At 43.6% G+C, this 21,787-nt stretch carries 15 protein-coding genes; 14 read left to right on the top strand and 1 reads right to left on the bottom strand.

The genetic code is table 11. From position 1 onward, the window contains the following. Genes M9H69_RS08670 through M9H69_RS08650 form a run of 5 tightly spaced genes read left to right on the top strand, consistent with a single transcriptional unit; the run spans position 1 to position 4,114 of the window. Positions 1–999, top strand: coding sequence for a uroporphyrinogen decarboxylase family protein (locus tag M9H69_RS08670; protein ID WP_250315405.1), 999 nt, complete (start codon positions 1–3; stop codon positions 997–999). A gap of 11 nt (positions 1,000–1,010) precedes the next feature. Beyond that, positions 1,011–1,889: a transporter substrate-binding domain-containing protein gene (locus tag M9H69_RS08665; RefSeq protein ID WP_250315404.1), complete on the top strand. Its 879-nt coding sequence runs from the start codon at positions 1,011–1,013 to the stop codon at positions 1,887–1,889. A 32-nt stretch (positions 1,890–1,921) separates the two neighbouring features. Next, positions 1,922–2,614: an amino acid ABC transporter permease gene (locus M9H69_RS08660; protein WP_000255460.1), complete on the top strand. Its 693-nt coding sequence runs from the start codon at positions 1,922–1,924 to the stop codon at positions 2,612–2,614. A 3-nt stretch (positions 2,615–2,617) separates the two neighbouring features. Next, positions 2,618–3,340: an amino acid ABC transporter permease gene (locus M9H69_RS08655; RefSeq protein ID WP_084875944.1), complete on the top strand. Its 723-nt coding sequence runs from the start codon at positions 2,618–2,620 to the stop codon at positions 3,338–3,340. A gap of 9 nt (positions 3,341–3,349) precedes the next feature. Beyond that, complete coding sequence (locus M9H69_RS08650) at positions 3,350–4,114, top strand: amino acid ABC transporter ATP-binding protein (RefSeq protein WP_223331938.1); 765 nt, start codon at positions 3,350–3,352, stop codon at positions 4,112–4,114. 202 nt (positions 4,115–4,316) lie between these two features. On the opposite strand, the gene M9H69_RS08645 is transcribed toward M9H69_RS08650, so the two are convergent. Further along, complete coding sequence (locus tag M9H69_RS08645; protein ID WP_250315403.1) at positions 4,317–8,015, bottom strand: pullulanase; 3,699 nt, start codon at positions 8,013–8,015, stop codon at positions 4,317–4,319. A gap of 442 nt (positions 8,016–8,457) precedes the next feature. Here M9H69_RS08645 and rpoB point away from each other — a divergent pair, with 442 nt between their 5' ends. The 9 genes from rpoB (at position 8,458) to recA (ending at position 21,673) form a co-directional block, all read left to right on the top strand. After that, the gene (gene rpoB, locus M9H69_RS08640) at positions 8,458–12,069 is read left to right on the top strand and encodes a DNA-directed RNA polymerase subunit beta (RefSeq protein WP_250315402.1); all 3,612 of its coding nucleotides are present in this window, start codon (positions 8,458–8,460) and stop codon (positions 12,067–12,069) included. A gap of 32 nt (positions 12,070–12,101) precedes the next feature. Next, on the top strand, positions 12,102–15,767 hold the full coding sequence (gene rpoC / locus M9H69_RS08635) for a DNA-directed RNA polymerase subunit beta' (protein ID WP_250315401.1): 3,666 nt from the start codon (positions 12,102–12,104) through the stop codon (positions 15,765–15,767). A 108-nt stretch (positions 15,768–15,875) separates the two neighbouring features. Further along, positions 15,876–16,295, top strand: coding sequence for a nucleoside-diphosphate kinase (ndk, locus tag M9H69_RS08630; protein ID WP_000438306.1), 420 nt, complete (start codon positions 15,876–15,878; stop codon positions 16,293–16,295). Between the two features lie 136 nt (positions 16,296–16,431). Beyond that, positions 16,432–17,055: a hypothetical protein gene (locus M9H69_RS08625; RefSeq protein WP_000978030.1), complete on the top strand. Its 624-nt coding sequence runs from the start codon at positions 16,432–16,434 to the stop codon at positions 17,053–17,055. An 85-nt stretch (positions 17,056–17,140) separates the two neighbouring features. After that, positions 17,141–17,584: a tRNA (adenosine(37)-N6)-threonylcarbamoyltransferase complex ATPase subunit type 1 TsaE gene (gene tsaE / locus M9H69_RS08620; RefSeq protein ID WP_000288252.1), complete on the top strand. Its 444-nt coding sequence runs from the start codon at positions 17,141–17,143 to the stop codon at positions 17,582–17,584. Next, positions 17,574–18,095 (top strand): GNAT family N-acetyltransferase, encoded by a 522-nt coding sequence (locus M9H69_RS08615; protein ID WP_000455522.1) that lies wholly within the window; start codon positions 17,574–17,576, stop codon positions 18,093–18,095. The genes tsaE and M9H69_RS08615 overlap by 11 nt, the downstream gene beginning before the upstream one ends. Before the next feature lie 4 nt (positions 18,096–18,099). Further along, complete coding sequence (gene brpA / locus M9H69_RS08610) at positions 18,100–19,140, top strand: biofilm formation/cell division transcriptional regulator BrpA (protein WP_250315400.1); 1,041 nt, start codon at positions 18,100–18,102, stop codon at positions 19,138–19,140. A 73-nt stretch (positions 19,141–19,213) separates the two neighbouring features. Next, a complete protein-coding gene (locus tag M9H69_RS08605; RefSeq protein WP_250315399.1) occupies positions 19,214–20,470 on the top strand; it encodes a competence/damage-inducible protein A in 1,257 nt (418 codons plus the stop codon). Positions 20,471–20,524: 54 nt separating this feature from the next. Continuing rightward, positions 20,525–21,673: a recombinase RecA gene (gene recA, locus M9H69_RS08600; RefSeq protein ID WP_250315398.1), complete on the top strand. Its 1,149-nt coding sequence runs from the start codon at positions 20,525–20,527 to the stop codon at positions 21,671–21,673. Positions 21,674–21,787 lie beyond the last annotated feature (114 nt).

The raw sequence follows: 21,787 nt of genomic DNA, 5'->3' as shown, positions 1-21,787 counted from the left end.
ATGTCAGAAAAAAAAGAATGGGTTTTAAAAGCATTTAAAGGTGAAAAGGTTGATCGTGTGCCAGTTGGTTTTTGGCACCATTTCACATCCGAAGGCGAATGGCTAGACGGTTTCTCAAATCCAGCCATTATCGAGAAGAATATTGAGGGGCATAAGCGCTTTATCCGAGAAGTTCAGCCAGACTTTATCAAACTCATGAGTGATGGCTACTTTGCTTATCCAAATCCAGCGATTGCCAAAGGAAAATCACTTCAAGAATTGGCGACCATTCAACCACTCGGACCAGATCACGATTGGATAAAAGAGCAGGTGGACTTGGTTAAGAAAATCAAGCAAGAGTTTACAGAAGATATCGTTGCGATTTACAATATTTTTGCTCCTGTGACCTATCTCAAGTGGCTACTAGGGGAAGTGTCTGGCGGAGATGACCTCATTGCAGATTTTTTGGTGGAAGATCCTGAAGCCCTTAAGAAGGTGTTGGATGTGATTGCAGAAGATATTGCTAGCCTCAGCCAAGCCGTCATCGAAGAGGCTGGTGCTGACGGAATCTACCTCAGCGTGCAAAGTATCCAAGATCAACGAGTATCAGCAGCAGATTATCAAGCCGTCATTGCACCTAGTGGGATAACTGTTCTGGAAGCGGCTAGTGCTGTTGGTGGTGTCACTGTTCTTCATATCTGTGGCTACGAGGGAGCGCGAAATGATATTCACCTTTTTGCAGACTATCCAGCCCAAGTCTTTAACTGGGCTGTAGGGCCAGAGGGAATCACTCTCAAGGAAGGTCGTGAGATTTTCAAGGGACGTACGGTTCTTGGAGGATTCGAAAATGGTAAGACGGGCTTGCTGTATACTGGTAGCAAGGACGCCATTCAGGCTGAGGCAAAGAAACTAGTTGCAGAAGCTGGGGAACAGGGATTGGTACTTGGGGCAGATTGTACCATTCCAAGTGATATCGCAGTTGAACGTATCCAGTGGGTGAGAGAAGCGCTTGAAAACTAAAGGAGAAAAAGATGAGTAAAAAAGCATGGATTATCGGTGGTGTAGCAGTTGTTGCAGTAATTGGGGCAACGATTATCGGGAGAAGTTTAGCTGGCGCTCCAGCCAAGGAGGGAGAAACGGCTTCGTCTGCTGAAGTCATAACCTTGAAGGTTGCCCATACACAAAACTACGTCCCTTATGACTTTGTCAATGAAAAAGGGGAATCAGATGGTTATGAAGTAGCTGTTTTGAAGGCTGTTGATGAGAAGTTGGAAAACTATCAATTTGAATATACGGGTACCAGTGATGATGACCTCTTGATTGGTCTGGAATCAGGCAAGTATGACATCGGAACCAAGGGAGCTTGGTACACAGAAGAACGAGCTAAAAAGTTTGTCATTCCATCTGAACCAGTCGGAGCGAGCATCATCGGATTTACTGTCAGAAAAGAAGATGAACAGAAATACAAAACCATTGATGACTTTGCTAAGAATAAAGGGAAATTGGTTCCCATCTCTCCACAGAATGCTCAATGGAATGTTATCACCAGCTACAATGAAAAACATCAGGATGCACCAATTGAGCTAACTGCAGCGGAATCCTTTAAGGTGGCAGATGCCTATGCCTGGGTCTTAGAAGGACGTTATGATGCCTTCTTTGATATCAAACTGTCCTTTGAAAAAGCAGTTACCGCAGAAGATGGCCCTTACCACCAATATGCGGACGAACTCAGCTGGTTCCCATATAAGGGCATTCCAACTTATCCCTTGATTCACCGTGATGAAAAGGGTGAGAAATTTGCTAAAGAATACGAAAAAGTAATTAAAGAGTTGAAAGAAGATGGCACGCTTGCTAAGCTATCTCAGCAATACTTTAAAGAAGATGTCTTTAGTTATGTAGACAAAGACTAGACCAGAAATTCCAAAACTAGAAAGGGTTTTGCATGGTTTCTTATGATTTTTCCAAGGTCTTTCAGTTTTTGCCAACCTTATGGCAGGCACTTCCTATGACCTTGTCCATTCTCTTTTTTACCACTCTTCTTGGTTCCCTTTTTGGAGGTCTCTTGGCCTGGGCGCAAGTAGGAGAAGATAAGAGTTTTGCAGCGATTTCCAAAGGCTATATCTTTACCCTTCGTTGTACACCGCCGATTGTCTTACTTTTTCTAGTCTTTTATGGCTTGCCAGAATTTCTGAAATGGTGGCTGGGTTTGGATATCAACAACTGGTCTAAAACTATTTTTGTCCTCCTGACGATGATTCTCTTGTTTGCGGCTATTGTTGCTGAGGTTTTCAAGGCAGCCTATCAAGCTATTCCAAAGGGACAGACAGAGGCCGGGCTTAGTATTGGTTTGACTCCAAGTCAGACTTTTTGGAGAATCATTTTTCCCCAAGCTTTTCAAGTTGCTCTTCCTAATATAACGACCGCTATTCTCAATCTTATGCGGGATGCTGCCTTGGCCTATACGATTGGTTTCGTTGATGTTATGGGTGCAGGCAATCTCTTGATCAGTCGCAATTTAGGGAACTACTCGCTGGAAACCTATACGGCAGTTGCGCTTCTTTATTGGGGGATTGCCTTAGTTATTTCTAGCTTGAGTCGTTTGCTTGAGAAGTCTTTGGAAACAAAAGGGAGGTAAGAAATGGATATAGACTATATTGTAAAGACCTTTCTTGAGACCTTGAAGGGTGTGCCAATCACCTTGATTATCATGATTGTGGCTATGGTCTTAAGCTTTTTACCGGCTCTATTTTTGGCCTTGGGGCAGATTTACAAGGTTCGAGGGGTGAGGAGTTTTTCTCTGGTCTATCTGGCGTTTATCCGAGCGACTCCTCCGATTTTATTGATTCTCTTCTTTTATAGTTTGTTTCCAAGTCTGCTGAATCAACTTCTCAAAAGCATAGGAAGCGACTTTGATATTTTCAAGCTTGATCCTCTCTACTATGCCTTCATTATTTATAGTTTGATGACAGTCGGGAGTTTATCGGAGATTTTGCGTTCAGCTATCTTGACGGTGGACAAGGGACAACTAGAGGCGGCGCATGCGATTGGGCTGACTACGACCCAGGCCTATCTAAGGATTGTTTTTCCTCAAGCCTTGCGCTCAGCCTTGCCTAACTTGGCCAATCTGGTAATCAATATCGTCAAAGGGACCTCCCTGGTCTTTGTTATGACTATCAAGGATATCACCGCTATTGCTCGTGTGGAAGCATCCTACGGTTACCAGTATTTTGAGTCTTATTTTGTAATCTTTTTGCAGTATATTTTGATCTGTGGTTTGATTCAGTGGGGCTTTTCTGTATTAGAAAAAGGCTATGTGAAAAAAGAAAAGAGAGCGAAAGCATCTAGCGCGCGTTTTGTATAGGAGGACAGGATGTTACAAGTAGAACATATTGCAAAAACATTTGGTGAGAGACAGGTCCTGGAGGATGTCAATCTCCAGGTCAACCAAGGGGATGTCGTCGTTATCTTAGGACCATCAGGTTCGGGGAAAACGACCTTTCTCCGTTGTCTCAATCACTTAGAAAAAGCTGATAGTGGCCATTTGACCTTGGCAGGAAAAACTTATGACTTAGCCAAATTAAGCAAGAAAGACATTCTAGAAATTCGCCAAAAAACAGCCTTTGTTTTCCAACACTACAATCTCTTTGCAAACAAAACTGCTCTGGAAAATATTCTAGAAGGCCTAATCGTAGCTCGTAAAGTTCCCAAGGAAGAAGCGCTCAAACGTGCAGAATCTGCCTTGGAAAAAGTTGGTTTACTGGCCTATAAAGACTACTACCCTTCACAACTATCTGGAGGACAACAACAACGAATAGGAATTGCGCGTGCTATTGCCGTCAAGCCCGAGGTGATTTTGTTAGATGAACCAACATCTGCACTAGACCCTGAGTTGGTTGGAGATGTTTTGGATGTTCTGAAACAGTTGGCGGGAGAAGGTGTGACCATGGTAGTCGTCACGCATGAGATGGGATTTGCTAGAGATGTCGCTAACCACGTTATTTTCATGGATGGAGGCCGTATCGTAGAGGAGAATAATCCCCACGATTTCTTTAGTCGTCCACAAGAAGAACGAACCAAGCAGTTTCTGGCTCGTATCTTATCAGATGCCACCTATAGCGTAGAATATATGATTTGATAGACAAGTGTATCATAAAAACAACACCCCATTGGCTAGAAGAGTCTTCTAATCATGGGGTGTTTTTCTATAGGAAGGCTAGGTTATATTCTTTGAAAATCTCTTTAAACCAGGTCAGCTCCGCCTTGTCTACAACCTCAAAGCTGTGCTTTGAGCAGCCTATGGCTAGCTTCCTAGTTTACTCTTTGATTTTCATTGAGTATTAGTTCTTTTTCTTGTTTTTTATCAACCATCCAAGTCCGAGAAGGGCAAGGAGGCTGAATCCAGCAAGAGCAAGAAGGGATTTATTCTCAGTTCCTGTGTTTGGAAGGAGTTTTTGAGAAAGAGCCTCTGTAGTAGTTTCTTGAGTTTCAGGATTGGCTGCTAGGTTTTGAGCTTGGCCTTGTTCTGGTTCAACTTCCAGGCTAGAAAGATCAAATTCTGGTTTTTCTTCCACAGCTGGAGCGACAATGGCACCACCTTGAGACAAGCGGAGAACGACAGCAGTGAGAGCGTTCAATTTCAAGCCTTTTTCAGTCCATTCGAGACCTTGAGGGTTGGCAATTCCTACTGGTCCTGCTTGGTTTTCATCAGCTAAGACTTCGGCCTTTCTCAAGTGAGCAAAGGCAGTTCCCAAGTTGAATTCGCGAGCCTTTTCATCCGCATTGACAAAGACTGCGTAGATATCTCCATTTGGAGCTGTGATTTGGTAGCCGATGACTACGTCTTCTTTTTCAACACCATTTTTTCCTGGGACAGTAATGAGTTGGACGCGTTCTTTGATATCTTGTAGACTCTTGAGTCGGAAGGCATCTGTCGATTGACGAAGGGCAATCAAACCTTTCATGTAGTTACGGCTCTTGACATTTTCAGGGAAAGCTTTACCATCTGTTGCCTTGGTCCAATCAAACTTGTTGACAGCATCACTAGAGTCGTAAGAGTCATGGATAAAGTAAGGATAGACAAATGGCTTGCCGTCCTTGTCGCGCAACAAGTGAGACTTGTTTGGAACCTTATCTTCAGGAACAGGAGTCTTGTAGGCTGGGTCAAGGAATTGTTTGGTACGTCCATATTCCTGACCAGAGTGGATAAACGGAGTTCCTTGAGCAGTCAAGACCATGAGGTTTCCAAGTCGCAAACGACGATGGATCTCAGCGTAGTTTTCCGCCTTGCTTGGGTCTTTTTTGATAGACTGGGCAATGATGTCAAAGAGTGTCAAGTTATCATGGGCTGCGATATACTGGATCACATCTCCAGGACTGTCTGCTTCAAAGTTAGTTGGTTGGGCAATGAGATTTTTAAAGATGGTATTGATATCTCGTTTGCCACCTGTGATAAAGGCAGGCTGCCCTTCGTTTGGATAGCCAGACTTGAGGTTGTTACGGATGTCGTCTGAAAAGACAGCGACAGTATCTGTTTTCTTCATCCAATCTTGGTCAGCAGGTTGTACAGGCGTATTTTCATCGCCAGTATAGGTTCTCCAGCCTTCACCTAGCATGATAAGGTTTGGATTGAGGGCGCGTACAGCCTTGTAAGCTTCTTCAATAGAAGCTGCATCGTGATCTCCCATCATATCGAAACGGAAACCATCTACTTTGTAGGTTTCAACCAGATACTTGATGGAGTCTACCAAGACACGCTTAGACATGTAGTGGGTTGTTCCTAAACGACCGCCTCCAAAGCTAGTACGAGGTGTTCCGTCTGCGTCCATAAAGTGATAGTAGTTTGGCTCAATATCCTCAAAAATATCAACATTGGCAGTATGGTTGTAGACCACGTCCAAGATAGCCCCCATGCCACGTTTGTGGATTTCGTTGATGAGGTTCTTGAATTCGGCAATACGTTTTTCTGGATCCTTAGGATCGCTTGAGTACATACCAGTCAAGGAGAAGTAGTTTTGAGGGTCATATCCCCAGTTATAGTTGCTGTTACTTGAAGCATAGGCAGACAAACGTTCTTGGTTCTTCAATTCATTGACAAAGTAGTAAGACAAGACTGGAAGGAGTTGGATATGAGTCACACCCAAGTCTTTGAGATAGTCTAGTTTTTCGATAAAGGCTTCAAAGGTACCAAATGGCTTGGTCAAGTCTTTTGCGATGGCAGGATCCGAAGTGAAGTCACGAACATGAGCTTCGTAGATAACGGCATCTTCACGCGATTTGAAGTTGCGAATCTTCCCATAGGTCAAGTCTTGCGGACCTAACTTTGCTGGATCGACGAAGGCAGCTTTAGCGACCTTATGAGCGGCATCTGTTTTTGCTAGGTCGCTATTCCAAGCCGCTAATGATTTGGCATAAGGGTCAAGAACGAGGACAGTTTTACCTTGGCGCTCGATTTGGTAGTGGTAGTAGTAGCCAGTGTAGTTGCTGATACCTAGACCAGAGTTTGCATCTAGAGTTTGTTTCCAGGTTCCTTTTTCTCCTTTTTCAAGGGCGACAGTTCCGACTACTTTTTCAGGGTCTTTCTTGTCATAGACGACAACGGAAACCTTATCAGCACTTGGAGACCAGAGGGTAAGGTCGACACGCTTGCCATCTTCTTTTAGGGTTGCGCCGAGTGGACCGTCATAACTGTAGGTCTCATCCTTGAGGCGCCAGCTTGAACGTGTGGTAAAACGGTCTGAATTGTAGCTGACAGTGTAAGGGTGTTGGGTATCAGAGAAGTCGCCAATGTAGGTCACTTTCTTACCAGCTTCATCTACTTCCACGTCTGTGATGGCTACTTTGTTCCCTTGATGGTCAGTGATGTTGGAGTGCTTAAGAATGTCTTCTTTCTTGGCTCCGACTAGGGTAGAAAAGCTGCTTTCAATACGAGACTTAGCTACGTGTTGAGCACCAGTCATGCGGATGTCGTGCACGTAATAGGGGTTGGTGTAGATGGTTTCGTCATCATCTTTGAGAAAGATTTGACTGTGATTTTTCAAATCTGTAAATTTGTAATCCTCTTTTCGGATTTTCACATCATCGCCTTTCTTGCTTTCGTCTAGTAATAAAAATCCAAATTCTCTTGCAGCTTCATTGAGTGGAATATCAATGTAACGGCCATATTTTCCAGTTGCAGTAAAGTCTGTCCCGTCAGGCCATTCTCCACTGCTTGGATTCTTGACATCGCCCCAATACCAGAGAGATTTTTTGTCATAGTTCCCGTCGGTGCGATAGTAGTTGACACGGACAGTTCCCGCTGGCTGAGGACGGTAGTTGTATACCTTATAGTTTTCATCTAGCCAAGCCTCATTCATTTTTGGAGAAAGGCGCTCTACTGAACGGTCTCCAGTAAGGTTATCCCCTTTAGTATTGTTGATGAGGAAGCTGACCTTCTTGGCTTGATCATTCTTAAGTTTGACATCGAGATAATAGCCGTAGTCATCTTGCTTGGCATCCTTGAAAGACTTGGCTCCATTTGGCCAGTTTTCAGAAGGTTTTTCAACATCGTCCCATGTCCAAAGACCTTGAGAATCCTTGTTTTCTTCAGGGAGTTTTTTTACATGGATGCGGAAGTAGTTGTCTTCGATTGGTTCTTCAGAACTAGTGTCTGCTTGTGGTTTTTGATCAGAACTTGGCGTCGAAGTGCTGGTATCTACTTTCTCTTCTTTGCTGTTGGGCTGGCTTGTAGTAGCGTCTTCTTTTTTAGGTGTTTCAGCTGCTAGAGCTTCCTTTTTAGCGTCAAGGGAAGCGTTTGCATTCTTTTGTTCAGAAATAGGCGTTTCCTTTTGAGTTTGACTCGTTTCAGTCTCAGTAGGGGCCTTGATCACAGCGCTAGTATTTTCCTGAGTTTGAGGAAGGTTTTCGTTAGCTGAAATAGTTGGCATTGCAGCAGAAAGCAAGACAATGCTGGCACCAATAAGGACAGAACCAGTTCCGTTCTTCAAGGAACGGATACCATAAATCATTTTTTTCTCAGTTTGAGATGGGATCTTTTTCATCACAATTCTCCTTGTGTAGTTGTTCCCTAACAGTATAGCACGAGGTAAACATTAGTGCAAGCGTTTTCCTAGTTTTTAAGAGAAAATATAATGCTTCATTCTCTTGAAATTTTAAAATAATATATAGGAAAAGATTGTTTAAAAAGTAGTAAAAAAACCTTGAAAAATCTGGCTAAATAAGGTATAATATGAGTAGTCATTTGTCGTAGGTTTTGTCTGAAATATTGTCCAGACAAGGCTCACAGCAGTTAAATCTTCTGAAAAAGTCAGATTTAGCTGCTCTTTTTGTGCTTTTTTTCAGGTTTTTGAGTGCTTGTAACAAAGATTTAAAGATTCTGAAAATTCATCAAAGGGACACGGTGATAGGGGTTTTTAAAACCATATGACGATTAGAAAAGCCTGATTGATAAGGCTTGGAATTTATTTACAAAGGAGAATCATCTTGGCAGGACATGACGTTCAATACGGGAAACATCGTACCCGTCGTAGTTTTTCAAGAATCAAAGAAGTTCTTGACTTACCAAATTTGATTGAAATTCAAACGGATTCATTCAAAGATTTCCTAGACCACGGACTTAAGGAAGTATTTGAAGATGTATTGCCAATTTCAAACTTCACAGACACAATGGAGTTGGAATTTGTTGGCTATGAAATCAAGGAACCAAAATACACGCTCGAAGAAGCTCGTATCCACGATGCTAGCTACTCAGCACCAATTTTTGTAACCTTCCGCTTGATCAATAAAGAAACAGGCGAAATCAAGACTCAAGAAGTCTTCTTTGGTGATTTCCCAATCATGACTGAGATGGGTACTTTCATCATCAATGGTGGTGAACGTATTATCGTTTCTCAGTTGGTTCGCTCACCAGGTGTTTACTTTAATGACAAAGTAGACAAGAACGGTAAAGTGGGTTACGGTTCTACTGTTATCCCTAACCGTGGAGCTTGGTTGGAACTTGAAAGCGACTCAAAAGACATCGCTTATACTCGTATCGACCGTACTCGTAAGATTCCATTTACGACCTTGGTTCGTGCGCTTGGTTTCTCGGGTGATGATGAAATCTTTGATATCTTTGGTGATAGCGAATTGGTTCGCAATACTGTTGAAAAAGATATCCACAAGAATCCAATGGACTCTCGTACAGACGAAGCCTTGAAAGAAATTTACGAACGCCTTCGTCCAGGTGAGCCTAAAACTGCTGAAAGCTCACGTAGCTTGCTTGTGGCACGTTTCTTTGATCCACGTCGCTATGACTTAGCAGCCGTTGGTCGATACAAGATTAATAAAAAATTGAACATCAAAACACGCTTGCTCAACCAAACCATCGCTGAGCCATTGGTAGATCCTGAAACGGGTGAAATCTTGGTAGAAGCTGGCACCGTTATGACTCGTAGCGTGATTGAAAGTATTGAGAGCCACTTGGATGGCGACTTGAACAAGATTGTTTACATACCAAACGATGCAGCTGTTCTGACAGAACCAGTTGTTCTTCAAAAATTCAAGGTTGTTGCCCCAACGGACCCAGACCGTGTTGTAACCATCATCGGAAATGCTAATCCAGACGACAAGGTTCGTGTTGTAACTCCTGCGGATATCCTTGCAGAGATGAGCTATTTCCTCAACTTGGCAGAAGGTATCGGTCGTGTGGATGATATCGACCACCTTGGAAATCGTCGTATCCGTGCAGTTGGTGAATTGCTTGCCAACCAAGTACGTCTTGGACTTTCTCGTATGGAACGTAATGTCCGTGAACGTATGTCTGTCCAGGACAATGAAGTTTTGACACCGCAACAAATTATCAACATCCGCCCTGTGACAGCTGCGATCAAAGAATTCTTTGGTTCGTCACAATTGTCCCAGTTCATGGACCAACACAACCCACTTTCTGAGTTGTCTCACAAACGTCGTTTGTCAGCCTTAGGACCTGGTGGTTTGACTCGTGACCGTGCTGGATATGAAGTACGTGACGTGCACTACACTCACTACGGTCGTATGTGTCCAATCGAGACACCTGAAGGACCTAACATCGGTTTGATCAATAACTTGTCATCATACGGTCACTTGAACAAGTATGGATTTGTTCAAACACCATATCGTAAGGTTGACCGTGAAACTGGTGTAGTCACAAACGAAATCGTTTGGTTGACAGCCGATGAAGAAGATGAATTTACTGTAGCACAGGCTAATTCAAAATTGAACGAAGATGGTACTTTTGCTGAGAAGGTTGTCATGGGACGTCACCAAGGGGTCAACCAAGAGTATCCAGCAGAAGTAGTTGACTACATGGACGTTTCACCAAAACAGGTAGTTGCCGTTGCGACAGCATGTATTCCTTTCTTGGAAAACGATGACTCAAACCGTGCCCTCATGGGTGCCAACATGCAACGTCAGGCTGTGCCTTTGATTGATCCAAAAGCGCCTTACGTTGGTACTGGTATGGAATATCAAGCAGCCCATGACTCTGGAGCTGCGGTTATTGCTCAGCATGATGGTAAAGTTACCTACGCAGATGCGGACAAGGTAGAAGTTCGCCGTGAAGATGGTTCCCTAGATGTTTATCACATTCAAAAATTCCGCCGTTCAAACTCAGGTACTGCCTACAACCAACGTACCCTCGTTAAAGTTGGTGATGTCGTTGAAAAAGGCGACTTTATCGCTGACGGACCTTCTATGGAAAATGGAGAAATGGCGCTTGGACAAAACCCAATCGTTGCCTACATGACTTGGGAAGGTTACAACTTCGAAGATGCCGTTATCATGAGCGAACGCCTGGTGAAAGACGATGTCTACACATCTGTCCACCTCGAAGAATACGAATCAGAAACGCGCGATACAAAGCTTGGGCCTGAAGAAATTACTCGTGAGATTCCAAACGTTGGGGAAGATGCCCTTAAAAACCTTGACGAAATGGGAATTATCCGTATTGGTGCCGAGGTTAAAGAAGGCGATATCCTTGTAGGTAAAGTCACACCTAAGGGTGAAAAAGATCTTTCAGCTGAAGAACGCCTCTTGCACGCTATCTTCGGAGACAAGTCTCGTGAAGTACGTGATACTTCTCTTCGTGTACCACACGGTGCCGATGGTGTCGTTCGTGATGTTAAGATCTTTACACGTGCAAATGGAGATGAGTTGCAATCAGGCGTTAACATGCTGGTTCGCGTCTACATCGCTCAAAAACGTAAGATCAAGGTCGGAGATAAGATGGCCGGACGTCACGGAAACAAGGGGGTTGTCTCTCGTATCGTCCCTGTAGAAGACATGCCTTACCTTCCAGACGGAACTCCAGTCGATATCATGTTGAACCCTCTTGGGGTACCATCACGTATGAATATCGGTCAGGTTATGGAACTCCACCTTGGTATGGCAGCCCGTACTCTTGGTATCCACATCGCAACACCAGTCTTTGACGGAGCAAGTTCTGAAGACCTTTGGGACACTGTTAAAGAAGCAGGTATGGATAGCGATGCTAAGACAATCCTTTACGATGGACGTACAGGTGAGCCTTTTGACAACCGTGTATCAGTTGGTGTCATGTACATGATCAAACTCCACCACATGGTTGATGATAAATTGCACGCCCGTTCAGTCGGACCATACTCAACTGTTACCCAACAACCACTTGGAGGTAAAGCTCAGTTTGGTGGACAACGTTTCGGTGAGATGGAAGTTTGGGCTCTTGAAGCCTACGGTGCGTCAAATGTTCTCCAAGAAATTTTGACTTACAAGTCTGACGATATTAACGGACGTTTGAGAGCTTATGAAGCTATTACAAAAGGAAAACCAATTCCAAAACCAGGTGTTCCAGAATCATTCCGAGTTCTTGTGAAAGAATTGCAATCTCTTGGTCTTGACATGCGTGTCCTTGACGAAGATGACCAAGAAGTGGAACTTCGCGACTTGGATGAAGGAATGGACGAAGATGTCATCCACGTAGATGACCTTGAAAAAGCCCGCGAAAAAGCAGCCCAAGAGGCTAAAGCAGCCTTTGAAGCTGAAGAAGCAGAGAAAGCAACAAAAGCGGAAGCAACAGAAGAAACTGCTGAACAAGAATAAGCAGTTCACTTAGAATAGAAAGGGAAGAAATAGTGGTTGATGTAAATCGTTTTAAAAGTATGCAAATCACCCTAGCTTCTCCAAGCAAAGTCCGTTCATGGTCTTATGGAGAAGTCAAAAAACCTGAAACAATCAATTACCGTACCTTGAAACCAGAACGTGAAGGACTCTTTGACGAAGTCATCTTTGGTCCTACAAAAGACTGGGAATGTGCTTGTGGTAAGTACAAACGCATTCGTTACAGAGGGATTGTTTGTGACCGTTGTGGGGTTGAAGTAACGCGTACAAAAGTTCGTCGTGAGCGTATGGGGCACATCGAGTTGAAAGCTCCTGTATCTCACATCTGGTATTTCAAGGGAATTCCAAGCCGTATGGGCTTGACCCTTGATATGAGCCCTCGTGCCCTCGAGGAAGTTATCTACTTTGCGGCTTATGTGGTGATTGATCCTAAGGATACACCACTTGAGCACAAGTCTATCATGACAGAGCGTGAATACCGTGAGCGCTTGCGTGAGTATGGCTATGGATCATTCGTTGCCAAGATGGGTGCCGAAGCCATCCAAGACCTTTTGAAACAAGTAGATCTCGAAAAAGAAATTGCTGAACTCAAAGAAGAGTTGAAAACAGCTACTGGACAAAAACGTGTCAAAGCTATCCGTCGTTTGGATGTTTTGGATGCCTTTTACAAGTCTGGGAACAAACCTGAATGGATGGTTCTTAACATCCTCCCAGTTATCCCACCAGATCTCCGTCCAATGTTGCAGTTGGATGGTGGCCGTTTTGCCTCATCTGACTTGAACGACCTTTACCGCCGTGTTATTAACCGTAACAACCGTTTGGCTCGTTTGCTTGAGTTGAATGCACCAGGTATCATCGTTCAAAATGAGAAGCGTATGCTTCAAGAAGCGGTTGACGCTTTGATTGACAATGGTCGTCGTGGCCGTCCAATCACAGGACCAGGTAGCCGTCCGCTGAAATCATTGAGTCACATGCTTAAAGGGAAGCAAGGACGCTTCCGTCAAAACTTGCTCGGTAAACGTGTTGACTTCTCAGGACGTTCCGTTATCGCTGTTGGTCCAACTCTTAAGATGTACCAATGTGGTGTGCCACGTGAAATGGCCATCGAACTCTTTAAACCATTTGTGATGCGTGAAATTGTCGCTCGTGACATCGTGCAAAACGTTAAAGCGGCTAAACGCTTGGTGGAACGTGGAGATGAACGTATCTGGGATATCCTCGAAGAAGTAATCAAAGAACACCCAGTCCTTTTGAACCGCGCACCGACCCTTCACCGTTTGGGTATCCAAGCCTTCGAGCCAGTCTTGATCGATGGTAAGGCCCTTCGTTTGCACCCGCTTGTCTGTGAAGCCTACAATGCCGACTTTGACGGGGACCAAATGGCCATCCACGTACCGCTTTCAGAAGAGGCTCAAGCAGAAGCTCGTATCCTCATGCTCGCTGCTGAGCACATCTTGAACCCGAAAGATGGTAAACCAGTTGTTACCCCATCTCAGGACATGGTTTTGGGTAACTACTACTTGACGATGGAAGAAGCTGGTCGTGAAGGTGAAGGAATGGTCTTCAAAGACCGTGACGAAGCTGTTATGGCTTACCGCAATGGCTATGTTCACCTCCACTCACGTGTTGGTATCGCGACAGACAGCCTCAATAAACCATGGACAGAAGAGCAAAAACACAAGGTCTTGCTTACAACAGTTGGTAAAATCCTCTTCAACGACATCATGCCAGAGGGTCTACCTTACTTGCAAGAACCAAATAATGCGAACTTGACAGAAGGGCTTCCAGCTAAATACTTCTTGCCACTAGGTGGTGATATCAAGGAAGCCATTCGCAACCTTGAACTCAATCCTCCATTCAAGAAGAAAAACCTTGGAAATATCATCGCTGAGATTTTCAAACGTTTCCGTACAACAGAAACCTCTGCATTCTTGGACCGATTGAAAGACTTAGGTTACCATCATTCAACACTTGCTGGATTGACAGTGGGGATTGCTGATATCCCAGTGGTTGAAGACAAGGCTGAAATTATTGAAGAATCTCATAAGCGTGTAGAACAAATCACAAAACAGTTCCGTCGTGGTTTGATCACTGATGATGAACGTTACAATGCTGTTACAGCTGAATGGCGTGCAGCTCGTGAGAAATTGGAAAAACGCTTGGTCGATAACCAAGATCCGAAGAACCCAATCGTTATGATGATGGACTCAGGAGCCCGTGGTAACATCTCGAACTTCTCACAACTTGCCGGTATGCGTGGTCTGATGGCTGCTCCGAACGGACGTATCATGGAATTGCCAATTCTTTCAAACTTCCGCGAAGGTTTGTCAGTACTTGAAATGTTCTTCTCAACTCACGGTGCCCGTAAAGGTATGACCGATACGGCCCTTAAGACAGCCGACTCAGGTTACTTGACTCGTCGTTTGGTTGACGTTGCCCAAGACGTTATCATCCGTGAGGACGACTGTGGAACAGACCGTGGTCTCTTGATCCGCTCTATCGCGGAAGGAAAAGAGATGATCGAGTCTCTCGAAGAACGTCTCAATGGTCGTTACACTAAGAAATCTGTTAAACACCCAGAAACTGGTGCAGTGATCATTGGTCCAAATGAATTAATCACAGAAGACAAGGCGCGCGAGATTGTCAATGCTGGTGTGGAAGAAGTGACTATCCGTTCCGTATTTACATGTAACACTCGTCATGGTGTTTGCCGTCACTGTTACGGTATCAACTTGGCGACTGGTGATGCGGTTGAAGTTGGTGAAGCAGTTGGTACAATCGCTGCCCAATCTATCGGGGAACCTGGTACACAGCTTACAATGCGTACCTTCCACACGGGTGGGGTTGCCTCAAATACCGATATCACTCAGGGTCTTCCTCGTGTCCAAGAAATCTTTGAAGCCCGCAATCCTAAAGGGGAAGCGGTTATTACAGAGGTCAAAGGACAAGTTACAGCAATCGAAGAAGACGCTTCAACTCGTACCAAGAAAGTCTTTGTTAAGGGTGAAACTGGCGAAGGTGAATACGTCGTTCCATTTACAGCACGTATGCGTGTTGAAGTTGGAGACCAAGTTTCTCGTGGTGCAGCATTGACAGAGGGTTCTATCCAACCAAAACATCTCCTTGCTGTTCGTGATGTCTTGTCAGTTGAAACTTACCTTCTCGGTGAAGTCCAAAAAGTTTACCGTAGCCAAGGGGTAGAAATCGGTGACAAACACATTGAGGTTATGGTTCGTCAAATGATCCGTAAAGTCCGTGTCATGGATCCAGGTGATACAGATCTTCTCATGGGTACCCTTTTAGACATCAACGATTTTACAGATGCGAACAAAGATGTCCTTATCGCCGGTGGAGTTCCAGCGACTGGTCGCCCAGTCCTTATGGGAATTACCAAAGCCTCACTTGAAACAAACAGTTTCTTGTCAGCGGCTTCCTTCCAGGAAACAACTCGTGTCCTTACAGATGCGGCCATCCGTGGTAAGAAAGACCATCTCCTTGGACTCAAGGAAAATGTTATTATTGGTAAGATCATCCCAGCAGGTACTGGTATGGCTCGCTACCGTAATCTTGAACCACAGGCAATCAATGATGCAGAATATCTGGCTCCTGAACAAGAAGAGACAGAACTTGCTCCAGTAGATGAAACTGTGGAAATCCAATCTGAAGAAACTGTAGAATAAAAGTAAATAAGAGAACCTTGGGGTTCTCTTTGCTTTGTTTCAGAAAATTTTCCAATTTTTTCATAAAGTGTGGTAGAATAGAAGAACTAAAATGACAAGGGGATTTATATGGAACAAACATTCTTTATCATTAAGCCAGATGGTGTGAAGAGAGGTCTAGTTGGCGAGGTTTTGAAAAGAATTGAGCGACGTGGTTTCAAACTCGAAAAATTAGAGTTACGTTCAACAGTTTCAGAAGATTTGATTGACCAACACTATCGCGACTTAGTTGGAAAAAGTTTTTATCCTCCTATCCGCCAATTTATGACCTCAGGTCCAATAATTGTGGGAATCATTTCAGGTCCCAAGGTAATTGAAAGCTGGCGTGACATGATGGGGGCCACTCGTCCAGAAGAGGCTCTTCCGGGGACAATCCGGGGAGATTTTGCTAAGGCGGCAGGAGAAAATCAAGCCATTCAAAACGTCGTACATGGATCAGATTCAGAAGAGTCAGCTAAACGAGAAATCGCCCTCTGGTTTAAGGATTAGATTAGAAGAGAACAGTTCTGTGAATGACGGAACTGTTTTTTGTACCGTTCAGCGTCCTAATGTGACATTTCGGAAGTCATTTATCATTTTCTAATCCTGTCAGAGTATAATTTCTTATACGGAGGAAGAAAAGGAAATGATGAAATCAATTCGTGTTTTATTATTATTAGCTGTCGCTCAAATTTTATTTGGAAGTTGTTTATTGTGGAAGGAATCATTTTTATCCTTAAGAGAAGGAAATGTCTATTTTTTAATTCTCATAGTGGGAGTTTCTGGCTTTTGTGCTGGGATTAATTACTTCCATACCTTGGGTCAGAAAAGTCATAGTATTTTGCATTCTGCAGAGAAAGTGAAGCTTATCCATAATCTTCTTTTAATCATCAATCTTTTAGCCAGCTGTTTCATTTTATCAGAAAGTATCCAAGTTGGTACTGAGCTTCAGCAGGATCTAGTTGACCTCTTTTTGCCTTCATTCTTTTTCTTGCTGGGAGTAGATCTATGGATTTTCTTACCTTTTGATAAATATATTCGGGATATGGACAACCATCTCAACAAGAAGAGAACGGTTGTGATTTCCGTTTTAGGCACGATTATTTTCTTGAGAAATCCCGTAACGATCTCCTCCATTCTCCTTTATATCGGTCTCGGTTTTTTATGTGCGCGTTTCCTCTTTCCAAAATCCGTGCAAAGGGAAATTTCATTTTACGGACATGTGATTCGCGATGTTTTATTTGTTATTTGTATTTTTACCTTTTTCTGAGAAAGGCAAGGAGAACTATAAATTTAGCATAGTAAGTCTATAAAGAAAATTCACACAAAAGAAAACTTTTTGGTATAATAGTAACATGTACACAAAAAATGAAGAAGAGCTTCGAGCTCTCGGAGAAAGATTAGGTCATTTGCTTCAAAAAGACGATGTTCTGATCTTGACGGGAGAGTTGGGTGCGGGTAAAACAACCTTTACAAAAGGCCTTGCCAAGGGTTTGGATATCCGTCAGATGATTAAAAGTCCAACTTATACTATCGTGAGAGAGTATGAAGGGCGTCTGCCACTTTACCACTTGGATGTCTACCGTATCGAAGGAGATGCTGATTCTATTGACTTGGATGAGTTTCTCTTTGGTGGCGGCGTGACTGTTATTGAGTGGGGGCATCTTTTGGGTGAGGATTTACCAGATTCCTATTTGGAATTGGAAATTTTGAAAGAAGCTGAGGGTCGTTGTCTTCATTTTACGGCTCATGGCCCTCGGGCTGAACAACTCATCAAGGAGCTTCATGATGGAGTATGAGTTGTGCATTCGTGAGGCAGAGACTTCAGATGCTACAGCTTTGATTGCATTTTTAGATTGTGTCGGTCAAGAGACAGACCTCACTAGCCTAGATGAAAATGGTATCATGATGACAGCGTCTGAAATGGCTCTTTTTATCGAAAAACAAGCTGCATCGGAGAATCAAATTACTCTTCTCGCCTTACTGAATGATGAGATTGCAGGTATCTTAAATATCACAGCGGATCAACATTTAAGAGTTCGGCATATTGGAGATGTTTTTCTAGCAGTTCGCAAGAAATTTTGGAACCAAGGCTTGGCGACTATACTTCTAGAAGAAGGCATCGAGTGGGCTAAAGCCAGTGGTGTCTTGCGCCGTTTGCAACTTAGTGTACAAAAACGAAATGAGGCTGCTATCCACCTCTATTCAAAAATGGGATTTATCATAGAAGGCTTGCAAGAAAGAGGAGCCTATTTAGCAGAAGGGATATTTTTAGATGTTTGTCTGATGGGCAAATTGATAGATGAATAACAAGATGATTAAAAAATTAATTGGAATGGTTCTAGGTTTCCTAGCAGTAACAGTTTTAGGTGTAGCGGTTTATGGCTATACCATCTACCAACAGGGAACAGAAACCCTAAGTAAAAAGACTTACAAAAAAATCGGGGAAGAAACCAACGTTATCGAAGCGACGGAGCCACTGACTATCCTCTTGATGGGGGTAGATACGGGAAATTCGGAACGTACAGATCCGTGGGCAGGGAATAGTGATTCTATGATACTCCTGACGGTTAATCCCAAAACAAAGAAAACCACTATGATGAGTTTGGAACGGGATATTTTGACTAAGATCGAGAATGAAAATGGCCAAGTTCAGGAAGCCAAACTCAATGCGGCCTATGCCAATGGTGGTGCAGAGCTTGCAATTTCTACTATTCAAAAGATGATGAATATTCACATTGACCGCTATGTAATGGTTAACATGCAGGGACTTCAACAATTGGTGGATGCAGTTGGTGGGATTACCGTTAACAATACACTTGGTTTCCCAATTTCGATTGCTGACCAAGAAGAGTTTAATAAGATTTCCATTGGTGTTGGGGAACAAAACTTGAATGGTGAGGAAGCCTTGGTGTATTCACGGATGCGTTACCAAGACCCTGAAGGAGACTACGGCCGTCAAAAGCGTCAACGTGAAGTCATTCAAAAAATCGTTGAGAAGGTTTTGAGCCTAAACAGTGTGAGCCATTATCAAGGTATCCTCAAAGCTTTGAGTGATAACATGCAGACCAATGTGGACTTATCAGCTAAGAGCATTCCACAATTGCTCGGCTATCAAGATTCTTTCAAAAATATTGAGACGCATCAATTGCGCGGAGAAGATGCTGAGCTACAAGGGATTTCTTATCAGATTGTCACTTCAGAACATATGCTCGAAATGCAAAATCTCTTGCGTAGTTCACTAGGTAAAGAGCCAGTGACAGAATTGGAAACCAATGCGGTATTGTACGAAACAGCCTTTGGTCGGACAGCGCCTTCGACCAGTACTAACGCTTCAAACGAAGAGGTAGAATAAAACAAAGAATCAAATCGTAGGAAATTTCCTGCGATTTTTTCAAAAAAATTCGAATAGATAAATAGGAGGAAAAATGAAAGCAGAAATTATTGCTGTCGGAACAGAAATTTTAACAGGGCAGATCGTCAATACCAATGCTCAGTTTTTATCAGAGAAGTTAGCCGAAATCGGGGTAGATGTTTATTTTCAAACAGCTGTCGGAGACAATGAAGCTCGTCTTTTGTCCTTGCTTGAGATTGCGAGTCAACGTAGCAATCTTGTGATTTTGACAGGGGGTTTGGGACCAACCGAGGATGATTTGACCAAACAAACTCTGGCAAAATTTTTAGGAAAAGCTCTAGTGTTTGACCCTCAAGCACAAGAGAAATTGGATATTTTCTTTGCTCATAGACCTGACTATGCTCGGACACCGAATAATGAGCGCCAAGCCCAAATTGTAGAAGGGGCGACCCCACTGCCAAATGAGACAGGTTTAGCAGTAGGAGGAGTGTCGGAAGTGAATGGCGTGACCTACGTAGTCCTTCCAGGACCGCCAAGTGAGTTAAAACCCATGGTCTTAAATCAACTTTTACCCAAGCTGATGACTGGCACCAAACTGTATTCCCGAGTGCTTCGTTTCTTTGGGATTGGGGAGAGTCAGTTGGTGACCATTTTGGCGGATTTGATTGACCATCAAACAGATCCGACCTTGGCGCCTTATGCCAAGACGGGAGAAGTGACCTTGCGCTTGTCCACAAAAGCAGTCAGTCAAGAAAAGGCTGATCAAGCCTTGGACATCTTGGAGAATCAAATTTTGAATCGCCAGACTTTCGATGGACAGTCACTGCTAGACATCTGTTATGGATATGGAGAAGAAACCAGTCTAGCAAGTGTCGTTGTAGAAGAGCTAAAGAAGAGACAGAAAAGCATTACTGCGGCAGAAAGCTTGACGGCAGGTCTCTTTCAGGCTACTTTAGCAGACTTTTCAGGTGTTTCAGCTATCTTTAATGGCGGTTTTGTCACTTACAGCCTAGAAGAAAAGTCCAAGATGTTGGATATTTCCGAGCAAGAGCTGAAAGAGTACGGAGTCGTTTCTGAGTTTACGGCTCGAAAAATGGCAGAGCAGGTACGACTCAAGACTCAGTCTGACTACGGAGTCAGTTTGACGGGTGTGGCAGGGCCAGATAGCTTAGAGGGGCATCCAGCTGGGACAGTCTTTATAGGATTGGCACAGGAGCAAGGAACTGAGGTCATCAAAGTTAATATTGGAGGCAGAAGTCGAGCAGATGTACGTCACATCGCAGCTATGCATGCCTTTAACCTAGTTCGCAAGGCTTTATTAAGTGACTAACTTTTGATATAATAGTAGATAGGTCTAAGGACCAGTAGAATATAGGAGAACAGAATGGCGAAAAAACCAAAAAAATTAGATGAAATTTCAAAAAAGTTTGGAGCGGATCGTGAAAAAGCCTTGAACGATGCTCTTAAATTGATTGAGAAAGACTTTGGTAAAGGCTCAATCATGCGTTTGGGCGAGCGTGCGGAGCAAAAAGTGCAAGTCATGAGTTCAGGGTCCTTGGCTCTTGACATTGCTCTTGGTTCAGGTGGTTATCCTAAGGGACGTATCATCGAAATCTACGGGCCAGAGTCTTCTGGTAAGACAACGGTTGCCCTTCACGCTGTCGCGCAAGCACAGAAAGAAGGCGGTATCGCTGCCTTTATCGATGCGGAACATGCTCTTGACCCAGCCTATGCTGCAGCCCTTGGTGTGAACATTGATGAGTTACTCTTGTCACAGCCAGACTCAGGTGAGCAAGGCCTTGAAATTGCAGGAAAATTGATTGACTCAGGTGCAGTTGACCTCGTCGTTATTGACTCAGTTGCGGCCCTTGTACCACGTGCAGAAATCGATGGGGATATTGGAGACAGCCACGTTGGTTTGCAGGCTCGTATGATGAGCCAGGCCATGCGCAAACTTGGTGCTTCTATCAATAAGACCAAAACAATTGCCATCTTTATCAACCAATTGCGTGAAAAAGTTGGGGTCATGTTTGGAAATCCAGAAACAACACCTGGTGGACGTGCTCTGAAATTCTACGCTTCAGTCCGTTTGGATGTTCGTGGAAGCACACAAATCAAAGGAACTGGTGACCAAAAAGATACCAATGTTGGTAAGGAAACCAAAATCAAGGTCGTGAAAAACAAGGTAGCTCCACCGTTTAAGGAAGCCTTCGTTGAAATCATGTACGGAGAAGGGATTTCTAAGACCGGTGAGCTCTTGAAGATTGCAAGTGATCTCGATATTATCCAAAAAGCAGGAGCATGGTACTCTTACAAGGGTGAAAAGATTGGGCAAGGATCTGAAAATGCTAAGAAATACTTGGCAGATCACCCAGAGATTTTTGATGAGATTGACCATCAGGTTCGTGTTCAATACGGTTTGATTGAAGATGAAGAGGGAACCGTTCTTACTTCTGTCGCAGAAGATCTAGCACCTAACCAAGAAGTAACGCTTGACCTAGGCGATGGACTTGAAATCGAAATTGAAGATTAAAGATAAAACTAGGGAAAGATTTCAAAATTATAAAAACGCATAATATCAGGTATTTATAACCTTGATATTATGCGTTTTATCGTGAGAAAGTTCATTAGACTTCTCTTCCTTGAA

This window comes from Streptococcus oralis (assembly GCF_023611505.1).
GTDB lineage: Bacteria > Bacillota > Bacilli > Lactobacillales > Streptococcaceae > Streptococcus > Streptococcus oralis_CT.
This window is presented reverse-complemented; position numbering and strand designations above follow the sequence as displayed.